Genomic DNA, 15,464 nt, shown 5'->3' on the forward strand with positions numbered 1-15,464 from the left:
GCCGTGGTCCGCGTGATGGTGGTCGACGACCAACCCCTGTGGCGCGACGCCGTCGAGCGCGACCTGGCGCAGGCGGGCTACTCGGTCGTCGCGGTCGCCGCCAACGGCCGTGAGGCGCTCGCCCGCTTCCCGGCGGCGCGTCCGGACGTGGTGGTGCTCGACCTGCAGATCCCGGCTCCCGACGGCGTCGAGGTCACCGGCGAGATCGTCCGCCAGGACCCGTCGGTCCGGGTCCTCGTCCTGTCGGCCTCCGGTGAGCAGGGCGACGTCCTGGCCGCGGTGACCGCCGGCGCCACCGGCTACCTGGTGAAGTCGGCGTCGCGGGAGGAGCTGCTGGCCGCCGTACGCCGGGTGGCGCAGGGCGACCCCGTCTTCACGCCGGGGTTGGCCGGACTGGTGCTGGGCGAGTTCCAGCGCCGCTCCGAGACGCCGCTCGACCCGGCCGAGCCGGCGCTGACCGACCGCGAGACCGAAGTGCTGCGGATGGTGGCCAAAGGCATGTCCTACCGCCAGATCGCCGAGCGGCTGGTGCTCTCCCACCGCACGGTCCAGAACCACGTCCAGAACACCCTGCGCAAGCTCCAGATGCACAACCGGGTCGAGCTCACCCGCTACGCCATCGAGCGCGGCCTCGACGCCGACTAGCGTCGCGCTCCGAGTGAAGCCCGCAGGGGTCGGGTCAGGGAGCCGCCGGCGACCCCGCCTCCGTGGAGGTCGTGTTCCAGCCATGACGGCCGTGCGGCATGATCCGCACATGACCGACCTGGGTGGCCTGGCGCGGCCGGTGGTGGACCGCGAGGAGGCGGCGGAGATCGCCGCTCGGCTCTGGGGGCTGACCGGGCCCGTGCTCGAGCTCGGCAGCCAGCAGGACCGGAACTTCCGGATCGAGTCGTCCACCGGAACGGTCGTGCTCAAGGTGGCCAACGCGGCGGCGGCACCGGCGGAGGTGGACGCCCAGAACGCCGCGCTCGCGACCGCGGCCGATGCCGGGCTGCGAGCACCGGCCGTCGTACCCTCGCTGGCCGGGGCGACGGTCGAGACGGTCGAGGTCGGCGGGCAGCGGCTGCTCGCGCGGGTGCTGACCTACGTCGACGGCACGCCGCTCCTCGAGCTCGACGGCTTCGACCTCGACCACTGCCGGCTGCTCGGCGCGACCGCCGGCGCGCTCACCGCGGCGCTCGCCGGCTTCTCCCACCCGGGCACACGCCGGCGTACCCAGTGGGACCTCCGGGTCGCGAGCGACGTGCTGGCATCCCTCGAGTCCCACCTGCCCCGATCGGTCAGCGCGGAGCTCCTCGCGGCGACCGACGCGGCCGCCGCCCGGCTCCGGTCGGTCGCCGCCGAGCTGCCGGAGCAGGTGATCCACGGCGACCTCACCGACGACAACGCCGTGCTCGACGACACCGGGTCGGTCGGCGTGATCGACTTCGGCGACGTGATGACGAGCTGGCGTGCCGCCGAGCTCGCGGTCACCGCCACGAGCGTGCTGGGCAAGACGGCCGATGACGTGACGGCCGTGCTCGCGGTCGTCGGGGCGTTCACCGAGCAGGCCCCGCTCACCGACGCCGAGCTGACCGCCGTCTGGCCGCTGGTCGTCCTGCGCACCGGCGTCCTGGTCGCCAGCAGCGCCGAGCAGGTGGCGCTCGACGGCGGCAACGACTACACCGAGGCGCGCCAGGCCGAGGAGGTCGGTGCGTTCCAGCGGGCCGCGGCGCTCGACGCGGAGGAGCTGACCTGGCTGGTCCGGGCCAGCGGGCAGCAGCTGACCCCGCCGCCGCTCCCCCGCCTCCTCGACGCGGACCTGACCCCGCTCGACCTCTCGACCACCAGCCCGCTGCTCGACGACGGCGCGTGGCTCGACCCGGACGTGGAGGGGCGCCTGCTGCGGCCCGGCAGCGTCACGCGGTACGGCGAGTACCGGCTCACCCGGGCCACGCCGCTGGCCCGCCGCAACACGAGCAAGGTCCTCGCGCTCGGCGTCCAGGTCGCGCTGCCGCTCGGCACGCGGCTCGCGGCCGCGCCGCCCGGGGTCTTCGTCGACGGCGTCGACGCGGACGGCGCCACCGTCGCGCCGGTCGTGAGCATCCAGGTGAGCGCGCTGCCGGGCCGCCCGCCCGCGTTCGTCACGCCGCACGCGGCCGACGTCTGGCGCCGCCTCTCCCCCGACCCGTCGCCGGTCCTGGGGGTCGACGTGGCCGCCCGCGAGCCCAACCCGGCCGGCCTGCTCGCCCGGCGCGACGCCTTCTTCGCGACGGTCCAGGAGCACTACTACGACGCACCGCCCCAGATCGAGCGCGGCTGGCGCGAGCACCTCGTCGACACGCGGGCCCAGGTCTACGTGGACGCCGTCAACAACGTCGCGACCACCGGCCACGCCCATCCCGCACTCACGGCCGCGGCGGCGCGGCAGTGGTCGCTGCTCAACACCAACTCCCGGTTCCACTACGGCGCCGCCGTGGAGCTGGCCGAGCGGCTCGCGAACCTGGCGCCCGACGGCCTCGACCAGGTCTTCCTCGTCAACAGCGGCAGCGAGGCGGTCGACCTGGCCCTGCGACTGGCGACGACCGCGACCGGCCGGCCCCGGATCCTCGCCGCCCGGGAGGCCTACCACGGGTGGACCCTCGCCTCCGACGCGATCACGACGAGCCTCGGCGACAACCCCCGTGCCCTCGGGACCAGGCCCGACTGGGTCGAGCTGATGGACGCGCCGAACGCGATCCGCGGTACCCACCGTGGCCCGCGCGCGGCCGCCGGCTACCTCGCCGACCTCGACGCCCAGCTCGCCGGCCTCGACACGGACCGGATCGCCGGCGTGATCCTCGAGCCGATCTTCGGCAACGGCGGCGGCGTGCTGCTCCCGGACGGCTACCTCGTGGGCGTCTTCGACCGCGTCCGGGCGCTCGGCGGCGTCTGCATCAGCGACGAGGTGCAGATGGGCTACGGCCGCCTCGGCCACCACTTCTGGGGCTTCGAACAGCAGGGCGCGGTGCCCGACATCATCACGGTGGCGAAGGCGATGGGCAACGGGCAGCCGCTCGGCGCCGTCATCACGACGCGCCCCATCGCCGAGGCGTTCGCGGCGGAGGGCAGCTTCTTCTCGTCGGCCGGTGGGTCGCCGGTCAGCTCCGCGATCGGCCTCGCGGTGCTCGACGTGATGGCGAGCGAGCACCTGCAGGAGAACGCCACGACCGTGGGCGACGCGCTCAAGGCCGGGCTGGAGGCGCTCGGGTCGACGTACGACGTCATCGGCGCCGTCCACGGCCTCGGCCTCTACCTCGGCGTCGAGCTGGTCACCGACCGGGAGTCGTTCACCCCGGCCACGGAGCTGACGCACCGGGTCTGCGAGGCGCTGCTCGACGAGGGCTGCATCGTGCAGCCGACCGGCGACCACAAGAACGTCCTCAAGATCAAGCCGCCCCTCGTCATGACGAAGGCCTCCGCCACGTTCGTGACGGAGGCCCTCGACCGCGTGCTCGCCCGGATGGGCTGCGGCCGGCTCAGCTGAGGTCGAGGCCCGGGTAGAGCGGGAACCTGCCCATCAGCTCGGCGGCGGCGGCCTTGGTCTTCTCGGCCACCCCGTCGGCGATGACGTACGACGCCTTGGACGGTGCGCCGGCCGACGTGGTGCCCGGCGAGGTGCTCTTGAGGACGTTCACGATCAGGTCGGCGACCTGGTCGAACTCGTCGGCACCGAGGCCACGGGTCGTCAGGGCAGGGGTGCCCAGACGGACGCCGGAGGTGTACCAGGCGCCGTTGGGGTCGGACGGGACCGAGTTGCGGTTGGTGACCACGCCGGAGTCGAGCAGCGCCGACTCCGCCTGCCGACCGGTGATGCCGAGCGACGACACGTCGAGCAGCACGATGTGGTTGTCGGTCCCACCGGTGACGAGCTTGACCCCACGCTTGAGGAAACCCTCGGCCAGCGCCTTGGCGTTGTCGGCGATGTCCTGCGCGTAGGTCTGGAACTCCGGGCGGCGGGCCTCGGCGAACGCGACGGCCTTGGCCGCCATCACGTGCGAGAGCGGGCCGCCGAGCACCATCGGGCAACCGCGGTCGACGGACGGGGCGTACTCGTCGGTGGCCAGGATGAAGCCACCGCGCGGGCCGCGCAGCGACTTGTGCGACGTGCTGGTCACCACGTGGGCGTGCGGGACCGGGTCCTCGTCGCCGGTGAAGACCTTGCCGGCGACCAGGCCGGCGAAGTGCGCCATGTCGACCATCAGGGTGGCTCCGACCTCGTCGGCGATCTCGCGCATCTTCGCGAAGTTCACCCGGCGCGGGTAGGCGGAGTAGCCGGCGACGATGATGAGCGGCTTGAACTCGCGGGCCTTGGCGGCGAGCGCGTCGTAGTCGAGGAGGCCGGTCTCCGGGTCGGTGCCGTACTGCTGCTGGTGGAACATCTTGCCGGAGATGTTCGGCCGGAAGCCGTGCGTGAGGTGACCGCCGGCGTCGAGGCTCATGCCGAGCAGGCGCTGGTTACCGAGCTCGTTGCGGAGCCTCTCCCATTCGGTCTCGGAGAGGTCGTTCATGTTCTTCACGCCCGCGTTCTGCAGCCACGGACCCTCGACCCGGTGGGCGAGGATCGCCCAGTAGGCGGTCAGGTTGGCGTCGATCCCCGAGTGCGGCTGCACGTAGGCGTACTCGGCGCCGAACAGCTCGCGCGCGTGCTCGGCGGCCAGCGCCTCGACCGTGTCGACGTTCTGGCAGCCGGCGTAGAAGCGGTGCCCGACCGTCCCCTCGGCGTACTTGTCGCTGAACCAGGTGCCCATCGTCAGCAGCACGGCCGGCGAGGCGTAGTTCTCGCTCGCGATGAGCTTGAGGGAGGCGCGCTGGTCGGCGAGCTCTTGCCGAGTGGCCTCGGCGACGCGGGGCTCCACGGAGGCGATGACCTCCAGAGCCTGGGAGTAAGCACTGCTCGTGAGGGCGTTGACGTCGGCCATGGGGCTGAGCCTAGTGACGGTCGCGGGGGCCGACCAATCCTCTCCCGAGGGCCGGACGCGGTGTGACCTGGGTCGCAGCCCACGGGGCAAGGAACGGCTACCGTCTCGTATCGTGGGCATCGATCTCACATCACGAGATCTGGAGTTGTGGGACGGCGGTCCGAACCCTGAGACTCCTTGACATGGTCACTGCTGCAACTCATGCGCACCTCGTGGTTCGTCGCCACGTGGACTTCGGGCGCACCCGCAGCATGATGTGTTGGCCTCGCTGACCTCCCCCGACCTCTTCTCCACCGACGGTTGCCTGCGCCGCCCACGCTGCGGCGCACTCTCAGCGAAGGACCGTGATCCCTCATGCCTGACCTGCGCTACAAGCCCGCATTCGCGAAGCGCACCGAGATCCCCCGCCCGAAGCGGGGCGAGGGCCAGTGGGCGCTCGGCTTCACCGAGCCGCTCAACAAGAACGAGCAGTCCAAGAAGGACGACGACCCGCTCAACGTGCGGGACCGGATCCTCCACATCTACTCCAAGCGCGGCTTCGACTCCATCGACCCCGCCGACCTGCGCGGCCGGTTCCGCTGGATGGGTCTCTACACCCAGCGCAAGCCCGGCATCGACGGCGGCAAGACGGCGTCGCTGGGCGAGGAGGAGCTCGACGACCGCTACTTCATGATGCGGGTGCGCACCGACGGCGCGCTGCTCCCGCCGCAGGCCGTGCGGGTGCTCGGCACCATCGGCCAGCGCTTCGCCCGAGACACCGCCGACGTCACCGACCGCGAGAACATCCAGTACCACTGGGTCGACATCAAGGACGTCCCGACGATCTGGGACGAGCTCTTCGAGGTCGGCCTGACGACGCTCGAGGCCTGCGGCGACAGCCCGCGTGGCTTCCTCGGCTCCCCTGTCGCCGGCGTCGCGGCCGACGAGATCATCGATGGCACCTGGGCGCTGGAGGAGATCAAGCGGCGCTACATCGGCGACCCGCGGTTCTCGAACTTCCCGCGCAAGTTCAAGACGGGCATCACCGGCCACCCGCAGCACGACGTCGCCCCCGAGATCCAGGACGTCGCCTTCGTCGGCACCGTCCACCCCGAGCTCGGCCCCGGCTTCGACGTCTGGGTCGGTGGCGGGTTGTCGACCAACCCGCACTTCACCGGAAAGCTCGGTGTCTGGGTCCCGCTCGAGCAGGTTCCCGACGTGTGGGCGGGCGTGGCCGGCATCTTCCGTGACTACGGCTACCGCCGGCTGCGCTCCAAGGCGCGACTGAAGTTCCTCGTCGCCGACTGGGGCACCGAGAAGTTCCGCGAGGTGCTGGAGAACGAGTACCTCGGTCAGCCCCTGACCACCAACCCGTCGCCGGCGTCGCCGCTCGGCTACCGCGACCACATCGGCGTGCACGAGCAGAAGGACGGGCGTCGCTACATCGGCGTCGCCCCGGTCGTCGGTCGCATCTCCGGCACGCTCCTGACCCAGCTCGCCGAGCTGATGGAGCAGTACGGGGTCGAAGGCGCCCGGCTGACGCCGTACCAGAAGATCGTGCTCATCGGCGTCGAGCCCGACCGGGTCGAGGCCCTCGTCGCGGCGCTCGACGGGATCGGGCTCTCTGCGCGGCCGTCGAACTGGCGGCGCAACACGATGGCCTGCACGGGCATCGAGTTCTGCAAGCTCGCGATCGTCGACACCAAGCAGCGCTCGGCGGACCTGATCGCGGAGCTGGAGCGCCGCTTCCCGGAGCTCGACGCCACCATCACGGTCAACGTCAACGGCTGCCCGAACGCGTGCGCCCGGACCCAGCTCGCCGACATCGGGCTCAAGGGCCAGCTGGTGGTGGACCGGAACGGCGACCAGGTCGAGGGCTTCCAGGTGCACCTGGGCGGCGCCGTCGGGCTGCAGGCCAACTTCGGCCGCAAGCTCCGCGCCCACAAGGTGGCCAGCGTCGACCTCGACGACTACGTCAGCACGCTCGTGGAGAACTACCTGGCCGACCGCGAGGCCGGCGAGACGTTCACGACGTGGGTCCTGCGCGCCGACGAGACGCTCGTCCGCGGCGACAAGGTCCTGGAGGTGGTGACGGCATGAGCACCGCGACCACCCTCGCCGCCCGCGAGTTCAAGGGCGCGCACACGGAGGGACGCTCGCCCGAGGAGCTCCGGGAGCTGGTCTCCCACTGGGGCGCCGAGCTCGAGCTCGCGCCGGCCGAGACGATCATCGAGTGGGCAGCCGCCACGTTCGGCGAGCGCTTCTGCATCACGTCGTCCATGGGCGACGCCGTGCTCGCCCACCTCGCGGCGAAGGTCGTGCCAGGCGTCGACGTGGTCTTCCTCGACACCGGCTACCACTTCGTCGAGACCATCGGCACCCGTGACGCCGTCGCCGCGACGCTGGACGTCAACCTGATCAGCATCACCCCCGTCCAGTCGGTCGCCGAGCAGGACGCGACGTACGGGAAGGACCTCTACAAGACGGACCCCGACCTGTGCTGCAAGCTGCGCAAGGTGCAGCCGCTCCAGGAGGCGCTCGACGGGTACGACGCCTGGGCGACCGGGCTGCGCCGCGCCGAGACGCACAACCGGGTGATCGCGCCCGTCGTCGGCTGGGACGCCAAGAAGGGCAAGGTCAAGGTCTCCCCGATCGCCCGATGGTCCGACGAGCAGGTCGACCGCTACATCGCCGAGAACAGCGTGCTCGTCAACCCGCTCGTCTACGACGGCTATCCGTCCATCGGATGTGCACCGTGCACGCGCCGAGTGGCCCCCGGCGAGGACCCGCGCAGCGGGCGCTGGGCCGGCACCGGCAAGACCGAGTGCGGCATCCACACCTGATCTCTCCCACCGGGCTCCCCTGAGCCCCTCTCGCAGCACGAAAGGCGGCACACCATGGCTGCTCCCGCTCTGATCGCCCTGGCGCACGGGTCGCGCGACCCCCGCTCGGCGGCGACGATCACCGCCCTGGTCGACGAGGTCCGCGCGATGCGCCCCGACCTGCGCATCGCCGAGGCCTTCCTCGACCTCTCCTCCCCCGGGTTCCACAAGGTCGTGGACAAGCTCGTCCGCGAGGGCCACGACGAGATCGTGGTCGTCCCCCTCCTCCTCACCGAGGCCTACCACGCCAAGGTCGACGTGCCGGCGGCCGTCGCCGCGGCGGGCGAGCGCCACCCGTCGGTGAAGATCCGCGCCACCGCGGTCCTCGGTCACGAGACGCGGCTGCTCGAGATCATCGACGAGCGGCTCCGGGCGGCCCTCAAGAAGGCGCGGGTCCGCGAGCTCGACGCGCTGGTGCTGGCGGCGGCCGGCTCGAGCGACCCTCTCGCGAACGCCTCGGTCGCGCGGCTCGCCCGGCTCTGGGGCACCCACCACAAGCTCCCGGTCGTCGCCGCGTACGCCTCGGCCGCGCCGCCGGCGACCGGCGAGGCGGTGCGTGCCTTCCGCGCCGAGGGCCGCCGGCACATCGCCGTGGCCTCGCTGTTCCTGGCGCCGGGCTCGCTGCCGGACCGAGCGGCCGAGCTGGCCCTCGAGGCCGGCGCGATCGCGGTGGCCGAGCCGCTCGGCGCCCACCCGGAGCTGGCCCGGACGATCCTGGCCCGCTACGCGGTCGGCGCCGTGGAGCTCGTCCCGGTCTAGGGGGCCATTTCCTTCTGTCCCGGCCAGCCGACCCGGACGTCTCACGCTCACGTGCCGCGGCGGCGCCCTGAGGGCCTCGGTCCAGAGCACGACGGCCGACCACGTCGACGGCGTCCTGGGATCGGTGCGCTGGCTGCGCGGCCACGTCGGCAAGGCGCCCTGGCAGTGGCTGCGACTTCTCCCTGACCCGTCGCGCCGGGGTCAGCCGACGAGCCGGGCGAGCAGTCGCTCCAGCTCGGCCGGGGCGTCCACGGTGACGCCACCATGGACCGGGCCGGGCTGGAGGACCGTGCTGCGCGGCGCCTTGAGGAAGCCGAAGCGCGAGCTCTGGGTGTCGCCGAGGACGCGGACGCCGTACGCCGTGGCGCGGGTGGCCTCGCCGTAGCCGTTGTGCGCCTCGCCGGCGCAGACCATCTCGACGGCCGCCAGCGCCGCTCGCACGTGAGCCAGGTCCAGCTCGGGCGCCAGCGCGCGCAGCCGCTCCTCGTCGAGCCGCCAGGCACAGCCGAGGAACTGCTGTTCGGGGCAGTAGACGACGACCCCGACGTTGACGAACTCCTCACGCTCCACGCGAGGCACGCAGCGCAGGACGACGTACTGGTAGGGGTTCATGCGGGCAGCCACCCCCGCCCACCGTCGAGCCGTGCTCGGAGGAACGTCACGTAGCGTTCGCGCAGCGCGGCCGCGTCCTCGGCACCCGGCACCGGCTCGAGCCACCCGTCGGGTACGGCGGCCAGCACGGCGCCCAGCACGTCGTCGCCGAGTCGGCCGGCCAGCGCCTTGTCCTGATCACGAGCCTGCTCGACGAACCCGCGCAGCACGTGCTCCGAGATGTCGTAGGGCTGGGCCGCGAACCGCTCCGGGCTGCCCGGAGCTCCCGGCCAGGAGTGGTGGAAGTAGAGCGAGGCCCCGTGGTCGATCGCCTGCATCGTGCCGCCCCAGACCAGCAGGTTGGGGTTGCGCCAGCTGCGGTCGACGTTGGCGGTGAGCGCATCGAGCCAGAGCACCCGACCGGCGAGCTCGGGATCGGGCTCGTAGGCGGCGTCGTAGCCGAACGCGCCGGGCAGGAAGTCGATACCGAGGTTGGCGCCGCTGCTCGCGTTGAGCAGGTCCTGGACCTCCTCGTCGGCCTCGTAGCGGGCGATCTCCGGGTCGAGCTCGAGCTCGACCTGGTCAGGGGTCGGGACCCCGAGCGCGCGGGCCAGGCCGGCGACGATCACCTCTGCGACCAGGACCCGCAACCCCTGGCCGGCGCCGCGGAACTTGCAGACGTAGGTGCCGAGGTCGTCGGCCTCGACGATGCCGGGCAGGCTGCCGCCCTCGCGCAGCGGCGTCACGTAGCGGGTGACGCGGACGACCGGAAGCGTCACGCGTCCCGCTCCCCGATGGTGTCCTCGGCGAGCCGCTTGCGTTCGGCCGCCACGTCGAAGTCGGCGGGCGGCCAGTCGAGCCCCATCGACTCCAGCGCCTCCTGGAGGATCTCGGCGATGGCGTAGTTGCGGTACCACTTCTTGTCGCTCGGCACGATGAACCACGGCGCGTGCTCGGCGTTGGTGCGCTCGAGCGCGATCTCGTAGGCCTCCGTGTAGGCATCCCAGAGCTGGCGCTCGTCGACGTCTCCGGGGTTGTACTTCCAGTGCTTCGTCGGGTCGTCGAGGCGCGCCAGGAGCCGCTGCTTCTGCTCCGCGGGCGAGATGTGCAACATGCACTTGACGACCACCGTGCCGTCGTCGACGAGCCGCCGCTCGAAGTCGCTGATCGCCTGGTAGCGGCGCTCGATCTCGTCGGGCGGAGCCAGCGAGCGGACGCGTCCGATGAGGACGTCCTCGTAGTGCGACCGGTCGAAGACGCCGACGTAGCCACCCTCCGGCACGGCGCGCTCGATCCGCCACAGGAAGTCGTGGGCGCGCTCCTCGGCCGTCGGCGCCTTGAACGACGTGATCCGCACGCCGACCGGGTCGACCAGGCCGATGGTGTGCTTGAGGACGCCGCCCTTGCCCGAGGTGTCCATCCCCTGCAGGACGAGCAGCAGCCGCTTGGCGTCCGACCGCCCCCGATGGGCGAAGAGCTTCGTCTGCAGGTCGAGCAGCCGGGGACCGAGCTCGGCCAGTCGCTCCTCGCCGTCCTGCTTGCGACCCTTGAATCCGCGAGTCGCCGACGTCGAGTACGACGACAGGTCGACCGGTCCGGGCGGGACGCGCAGCTTGTCGAGGAGTGTCACGCCTCGGATTCTGGCATGTCCGCGATCTCGCTCCGCACGACAGCCATCGCGAGACCGGAGGGGTAGCCCTTCCGCGCGAGCATCCCGAGCAGGCGTCGCGCCTTCGTCGTGTCGTCGAATCGGCTCATCGAGCGCAGCTTGCGCTGCACCAACGACCGGGCCGCGGCCTCCTCGTCGGCGGGGTCGAGCTCGTCGAGCGCCTCGCGCGCGACCTCTTCGGAGACGCCCTTGCGGCGGAGCTCCTGGGCGAGTGCCCGCCGGGCGAGCCCCTTGGACGACTGGCGACTGGTGGTCCACAGTCGCGCGAAGGCCTGGTCGTCGACCAGCCCGACCTCCTCGAACCGGTCGAGCAGGCCGGTGGCGATCTCGTCGGGCACGTTGCGCTTGGCCAGCTTGTCCGCGAGCTCCTTCCGGCTGCGCGCCTGGCCCGTCAGCTGGTCGAGCAGGATCTTGCGGGCCACCGCCTCGGCGTCCGCGTCAGGCCCCTGCGCGACCTCGTCCTCCGGCGGGGGCACCGCGTCGGCGCCCCTCCGGGTCCACACGTCCACGCCGAGGGTGACATCCCCGACCCAGCGTCGGCCTGAGCCTGGCGAAGGGTCGGGGGCCTCACCGCTCGTCCACGGATCAGAAGTCATCGACACCGATCGGGTCGGCCGGCAGCTCGACGCCCTCGGGGCTGTCGACGGTCGGGCCGACGCCGAGCTTCTCGAGGATCTTCTTCTCGATCTCGTTGGCGAGGTCGGGGTTGTCCTTGAGGAAGGTGCGGGCGTTCTCCTTGCCCTGACCGAGCTGGTCGCCCTCGTAGGTGAACCACGCGCCGGCCTTGCGGATGAGGCCCGCCTCGACACCGACGTCGATGAGGCCGCCCTCACGGCTGATGCCCTTGCCGTACATGATGTCGAACTCGGCCTGCTTGAACGGTGGGGCGACCTTGTTCTTCACGACCTTGACGCGGGTGCGGTTGCCGACCACGTCGGAGCCGTCCTTGAGCGACTCGATGCGGCGCACGTCGAGACGGACCGACGCGTAGAACTTCAGCGCCCGTCCACCCGTCGTGGTCTCGGGCGAGCCGAACATGACGCCGATCTTCTCGCGGAGCTGGTTGATGAAGATCGCCGTCGTGCCGGCGCCGTTGAGGGCACCGGTCATCTTCCGGAGCGCCTGGCTCATGAGTCGGGCCTGGAGACCGACGTGGCTGTCGCCCATCTCGCCCTCGATCTCGGCGCGCGGCACGAGCGCCGCCACGGAGTCGATGACGATCAGGTCGAGCGCGCCCGAGCGGATCAGCATGTCGGCGATCTCGAGCGCCTGCTCACCGGAGTCGGGCTGGCTGACCAGGAGGGCGTCGGTGTCGACGCCGAGGGCCTTCGCGTACTCAGGGTCCAGCGCGTGCTCGGCGTCGATGAACGCGACGACACCACCGTTGCGCTGGGCGTTGGCCACCGCGTGGAGGGCGACCGTCGTCTTACCGGAGGACTCCGGACCGTAGATCTCCACGACGCGGCCGCGCGGGAGGCCGCCGATGCCGAGCGCGATGTCGAGCGCGATCGCGCCGCTCGGGATCACCTCGAGCGGAGCACGGGAATCGTCACCCAGTCGCATGACCGAGCCCTTGCCGAACTGCTTCTCGATGTTGGCGAGCGCGGCGTCGAGCGCCTTCTCGCGGTCTCCTCCACCAGCCATCATGTTCCTTCCCGCCTGGACCTTGGGTCCGGGAGCCTTTGCCACTTTGCCTCGTGCCTTCGTTGGTTGGGTTCCGTGTCGTCGTGCGTGACGCTAGACGGGACCGCCGACAACCTTCGATACGGCTCGTCGGGCCTGTGGAAATCCTCGACCAGAGCGCCGCGTGTGGAATCACACTAGCCCGAACAGATGTTCGACCCATCCATTTTCGCGGCGTGTCGGTGGTCAGCGCTCGCTGGGCGGAAGCTCCAGGGCGTGGTGGACCGCGCGCCACACCTCCTTGGGGGTGAACCCCGCGTCGAGCGCCTGTCGCGCGGTCCGGCCGCCGAGCTCGCTCATGACGTACTGGTCGGCCCACACGTCGTAGTAGCCGGGCCCGAGGGCCTTCTCCATCCGTGCCCAGAACTCCGTGTGCCTCATTTCAGCAACAACCTATCCAGGCGCCGGCGGACGACGACCAGCCCGCCCACCCCGAGCGCGACCAGATAGACCACGGAGACGGCGGAGCCCCACGAGAGCGCACCGGTCGTGAGCTCCCGGCAGAGGACCACGCCGCGGTAGAGCGGTGTGCACTCCACCACCCAGCGCAGCCAGTCCGGGTAGGCCGTGACCGGGAAGAACGTGGCCGAGAACAGGAACATCGGAAGCATGCCGAGGGTGACGTACTCGAAGTCCTGCCACGACCGCATGAACGTCGTCAGCGCCATCCCCACGGCGCCGAACGCGAGCCCGATGAGCAGCGCGGCCGGGACGACCAGCACCGCCCACCACGAGCCGACCAGGCCCATGAGGAGCATGACGACCACGAAGGCCGCCGAGTAGATCCCGCCGCGCAGCAACGACCAGGCCAGCTCGCCCCGGGCCACGTCGAGCGTCGTGAGCGGCGTGGCCAGCATCTGGTCGAAGAGCTTGTCGTACTTCAGCTTGAAGAAGAAGCCGAAGGTGGCGTCGAGGAGCGCGCCGTTCATGGCGGACGCCGCGACCATGCCGGGCGCGACGAAGTCTCGGTAGTCGATCGCCTCGCCGTTGAACTCGAAGCCGTGCACGATCCTGCCGACCCCGATCCCGATCGAGAACAGGTAGAGGACCGGCTCGAGGAAGCCCGTCGCGAAGACGAACCAGGCCCTTCGGTAGGACAAGAGGTTGCGGTAGACCAGCAGGCCGACAGCCTCGCCGGGACGCACCGGCCGCGCCACGGCGGTCGTGACGGCCGTGTTGACCAGCGCCATCACTTCACCAGCCGTCGGGTCAGCCGGCGCACCGTCAGCCACCAGCCGACGGCGGCGAGCGCGGCCAGGTAGACGACGTGGACCGCCGCCCAGACCCAGTCGACGTCACCGAGCACGAGCATGCGGGTGAGGTCGACCCCCTGCCAGAGCGGGGTGACCCGGGCGACTGCCTCCAGCACCGGCCCGAGGTTGCCGATCGGGAAGAACGTGCCGGAGAACAGCGTCAGCGGGATCATGCCGAGACGGAAGATCAGGGCGAACGCCGACTCGTTGTCCAGTCCGGCGGCGAACGCGAACACGGGCGTGGCGAAGGCGAGCCCGATGAGCAGCTGCACGGGCAGTGCCGCGAGGGTGCCGCCTACCGACTCGAACACGCCGAACGGTGCCAGGACCGCCAGGAAGACGCCGCAGGAGAACAGCACCCGGACGAGGACGAAGCCGAGCTGAGCGAGCACGATCTCGCCGACGCTGAGCGGCGAGGCGATCATCGAGTAGTAGATCCGCTGCCACTTGACCATGCCCATCACCGGGTAGGTCGTCTCGCTGATCGCGATCGTCATCGCCTGCACCGCGACCATGCCCGGGGCGATGAAGGCGAGGTAGGACGGCGCCCCGTCGAGCTGCGCGGGGTCGGCCGTCACGAAGTCACCGAGCAGGACGCCCATCGCGAGGATGTAGAAGAACGGCGTCACGAAGGACGTGATGACGCCACCCTTCCAGGTGCGCTTGTAGACGATGGCCCAGTAGTCGACCAGTCGCAGGGCGCCGCTGAGCGGCATCGGGGTCGCCATCAGTCCGCGAGGCTCCGTCCGGTCAGCCGGAGGAAGACGTCCTCGAGCGTGGCCCGGCGCACCAGCGTGGTCTCGGGGCGCAGCCCACGGCCCAGGACGTCCTGGAGCGCCCGCTCGCCGTCGTCGGTGTAGAGCAGCAGGCGATCGGGCAGCACCTCGACCCGCTCCGCCAGGTCCTCGACCTTCGGGGCCAGCGCTTCGTTCTCGCCGACGCCGAACCTGATCTCGGCGACCTCGCGGGTGGAGTACTGCTCGATCAGCTCGCGCGGCGAGCCCTCGGCGACGATGACGCCCTTGTCCATGACGACCAGGCGATCGGCCAGCTGCTCGGCCTCGTCCATGTAGTGCGTGGTGAGCACGAGGGTCACGCCCTGCTGCTTGAGCCGGAACAGCCGGTCCCAGATGACGTGGCGTGCCTGCGGGTCGAGGCCGGTCGTCGGCTCGTCGAGGATGAGGATCTCGGGCTTGTTGATCAGGCTCCGGGCGATCGTCAGGCGGCGCTTCATCCCTCCGGACAGGTCGTCGACCTTCGCCTGCGCCTTCTCGGTCAGCTGCACGAAGTCGAGCAGCTCGTCGATCCGGTCCCGGACGACGTCACGCGGGAGGCCGAAGTAGCGCCCGTAGACGTAGAGGTTCTCCCAGACGTTGAGCTCGTTGTCGAGCGTGTCCTCCTGCGGGCACACTCCGATCCGGGACCGGATCTCCGGACCGTGGGTCGCCGGATCCAGTCCGAAGATGCGCAGCTCGCCGCCGCTCACCGGCGACACGCAGCAGATCATCCGCATGGTGCTCGACTTGCCGGCGCCGTTCGGGCCGAGGAAGCCGAAGGCCACGCCCCGTCGTACGTCGACGTCGATGCCGCGCACCGCCTCGAACTCGATGCCCGGGCCCTTGCGCGAGCGCTGCACGAAGGACTTGCGCAGGCCGCGCGCGGAGATCATGGACGTCTGGTCGGACACGGTCCCGACCCTAGGACGGCC

At 71.1% G+C, this 15,464-nt stretch carries 15 protein-coding genes; 5 read left to right on the plus strand and 10 right to left on the minus strand.

Features of this window, described 5'->3' with window-relative positions; translation table 11 throughout:
* Nucleotides 1-15: 15 nt before the first annotated feature.
* Together QDS12_RS16905 and QDS12_RS16910 are read left to right on the plus strand one after the other, a co-directional pair.
* Nucleotides 16-645 carry a response regulator transcription factor gene (locus tag QDS12_RS16905; RefSeq protein ID WP_279882188.1) on the plus strand — a complete coding sequence of 210 codons (630 nt, stop codon included), beginning with the start codon at nucleotides 16-18 and terminating at the stop codon, nucleotides 643-645.
* A gap of 109 nt (nucleotides 646-754) precedes the next feature.
* Complete coding sequence (locus tag QDS12_RS16910; RefSeq protein ID WP_279881080.1) at nucleotides 755-3,505, plus strand: aminotransferase class III-fold pyridoxal phosphate-dependent enzyme; 2,751 nt, start codon at nucleotides 755-757, stop codon at nucleotides 3,503-3,505.
* Here QDS12_RS16910 and QDS12_RS16915 read toward each other — a convergent pair.
* Entirely contained in the window at nucleotides 3,498-4,940 is a 1,443-nt protein-coding gene (locus tag QDS12_RS16915) for a glycine hydroxymethyltransferase (protein ID WP_279881083.1), read from the minus strand. The genes QDS12_RS16910 and QDS12_RS16915 overlap by 8 nt on opposite strands.
* 354 nt (nucleotides 4,941-5,294) lie before the next feature.
* Here QDS12_RS16915 and QDS12_RS16920 point away from each other — a divergent pair, with 354 nt between their 5' ends.
* The 3 genes from QDS12_RS16920 to QDS12_RS16930 are packed head-to-tail and all read left to right on the plus strand — an operon-like array spanning nucleotide 5,295 to nucleotide 8,560.
* Entirely contained in the window at nucleotides 5,295-7,019 is a 1,725-nt protein-coding gene (locus QDS12_RS16920; protein WP_279881085.1) for a nitrite/sulfite reductase, read from the plus strand.
* Nucleotides 7,016-7,762 (plus strand): phosphoadenylyl-sulfate reductase, encoded by a 747-nt coding sequence (locus tag QDS12_RS16925; protein WP_279881087.1) that lies wholly within the window; start codon nucleotides 7,016-7,018, stop codon nucleotides 7,760-7,762. Before QDS12_RS16920 ends, QDS12_RS16925 begins: the two co-directional genes overlap by 4 nt.
* A gap of 54 nt (nucleotides 7,763-7,816) precedes the next feature.
* Complete coding sequence (locus QDS12_RS16930; protein WP_279881089.1) at nucleotides 7,817-8,560, plus strand: sirohydrochlorin chelatase; 744 nt, start codon at nucleotides 7,817-7,819, stop codon at nucleotides 8,558-8,560.
* 201 nt (nucleotides 8,561-8,761) lie between these two features.
* Here the strand turns inward: QDS12_RS16930 and QDS12_RS16935 are convergent, their stop codons facing one another.
* The 9 genes from QDS12_RS16935 to QDS12_RS16975 all read right to left on the minus strand — a co-directional run bounded on the left by QDS12_RS16935 (nucleotide 8,762) and on the right by QDS12_RS16975 (nucleotide 15,425).
* Entirely contained in the window at nucleotides 8,762-9,172 is a 411-nt protein-coding gene (locus QDS12_RS16935; RefSeq protein ID WP_279881092.1) for a DUF3037 domain-containing protein, read from the minus strand.
* A complete protein-coding gene (locus QDS12_RS16940; RefSeq protein ID WP_279881095.1) occupies nucleotides 9,169-9,930 on the minus strand; it encodes a HipA family kinase in 762 nt (253 codons plus the stop codon). The genes QDS12_RS16935 and QDS12_RS16940 overlap by 4 nt, the downstream gene beginning before the upstream one ends.
* Nucleotides 9,927-10,781 (minus strand): PPK2 family polyphosphate kinase, encoded by an 855-nt coding sequence (locus tag QDS12_RS16945; RefSeq protein ID WP_279881097.1) that lies wholly within the window; start codon nucleotides 10,779-10,781, stop codon nucleotides 9,927-9,929. Before QDS12_RS16945 ends, QDS12_RS16940 begins: the two co-directional genes overlap by 4 nt.
* Nucleotides 10,778-11,323 (minus strand): regulatory protein RecX, encoded by a 546-nt coding sequence (locus QDS12_RS16950; RefSeq protein ID WP_279881099.1) that lies wholly within the window; start codon nucleotides 11,321-11,323, stop codon nucleotides 10,778-10,780. Before QDS12_RS16950 ends, QDS12_RS16945 begins: the two co-directional genes overlap by 4 nt.
* Nucleotides 11,324-11,405: 82 nt before the next feature.
* Nucleotides 11,406-12,464, minus strand: coding sequence for a recombinase RecA (gene recA / locus QDS12_RS16955; protein WP_279881100.1), 1,059 nt, complete (start codon nucleotides 12,462-12,464; stop codon nucleotides 11,406-11,408).
* Between the two features lie 225 nt (nucleotides 12,465-12,689).
* Nucleotides 12,690-12,884: a DUF3046 domain-containing protein gene (locus QDS12_RS16960; RefSeq protein ID WP_279881102.1), complete on the minus strand. Its 195-nt coding sequence runs from the start codon at nucleotides 12,882-12,884 to the stop codon at nucleotides 12,690-12,692.
* The gene (locus QDS12_RS16965; protein ID WP_279881105.1) at nucleotides 12,881-13,693 is read right to left on the minus strand and encodes an ABC transporter permease; all 813 of its coding nucleotides are present in this window, start codon (nucleotides 13,691-13,693) and stop codon (nucleotides 12,881-12,883) included. Before QDS12_RS16965 ends, QDS12_RS16960 begins: the two co-directional genes overlap by 4 nt.
* Nucleotides 13,693-14,484, minus strand: a complete 792-nt coding sequence (locus QDS12_RS16970; protein WP_279881107.1) for an ABC transporter permease — start codon at nucleotides 14,482-14,484, stop codon at nucleotides 13,693-13,695. Before QDS12_RS16970 ends, QDS12_RS16965 begins: the two co-directional genes overlap by 1 nt.
* Entirely contained in the window at nucleotides 14,484-15,425 is a 942-nt protein-coding gene (locus QDS12_RS16975) for an ABC transporter ATP-binding protein (RefSeq protein ID WP_347882193.1), read from the minus strand. Before QDS12_RS16975 ends, QDS12_RS16970 begins: the two co-directional genes overlap by 1 nt.
* Nucleotides 15,426-15,464 lie beyond the last annotated feature (39 nt).

Source organism: Nocardioides sp. CER19, assembly GCF_029846275.1.
GTDB lineage: Bacteria > Actinomycetota > Actinomycetes > Propionibacteriales > Nocardioidaceae > Nocardioides.

Coding starts and splice junctions, on each gene's coding strand:
- QDS12_RS16925 (WP_279881087.1), top strand. CDS start 7,016: ATGAGCACCGCGACCACCCTCGCCGCCCGCGAGTTCAAGGGCGCGCAC.
- recA (WP_279881100.1), bottom strand. CDS start 12,464: ATGGCTGGTGGAGGAGACCGCGAGAAGGCGCTCGACGCCGCGCTCGCC.
- QDS12_RS16915 (WP_279881083.1), bottom strand. CDS start 4,940: ATGGCCGACGTCAACGCCCTCACGAGCAGTGCTTACTCCCAGGCTCTG.
- QDS12_RS16920 (WP_279881085.1), top strand. CDS start 5,295: ATGCCTGACCTGCGCTACAAGCCCGCATTCGCGAAGCGCACCGAGATC.
- QDS12_RS16910 (WP_279881080.1), top strand. CDS start 755: ATGACCGACCTGGGTGGCCTGGCGCGGCCGGTGGTGGACCGCGAGGAG.
- QDS12_RS16965 (WP_279881105.1), bottom strand. CDS start 13,693: ATGGCGCTGGTCAACACGGCCGTCACGACCGCCGTGGCGCGGCCGGTG.
- QDS12_RS16905 (WP_279882188.1), top strand. CDS start 16: ATGGTGGTCGACGACCAACCCCTGTGGCGCGACGCCGTCGAGCGCGAC.
- QDS12_RS16930 (WP_279881089.1), top strand. CDS start 7,817: ATGGCTGCTCCCGCTCTGATCGCCCTGGCGCACGGGTCGCGCGACCCC.
- QDS12_RS16970 (WP_279881107.1), bottom strand. CDS start 14,484: ATGGCGACCCCGATGCCGCTCAGCGGCGCCCTGCGACTGGTCGACTAC.
- QDS12_RS16975 (WP_347882193.1), bottom strand. CDS start 15,425: ATGATCTCCGCGCGCGGCCTGCGCAAGTCCTTCGTGCAGCGCTCGCGC.
- QDS12_RS16960 (WP_279881102.1), bottom strand. CDS start 12,884: ATGAGGCACACGGAGTTCTGGGCACGGATGGAGAAGGCCCTCGGGCCC.
- QDS12_RS16935 (WP_279881092.1), bottom strand. CDS start 9,172: ATGAACCCCTACCAGTACGTCGTCCTGCGCTGCGTGCCTCGCGTGGAG.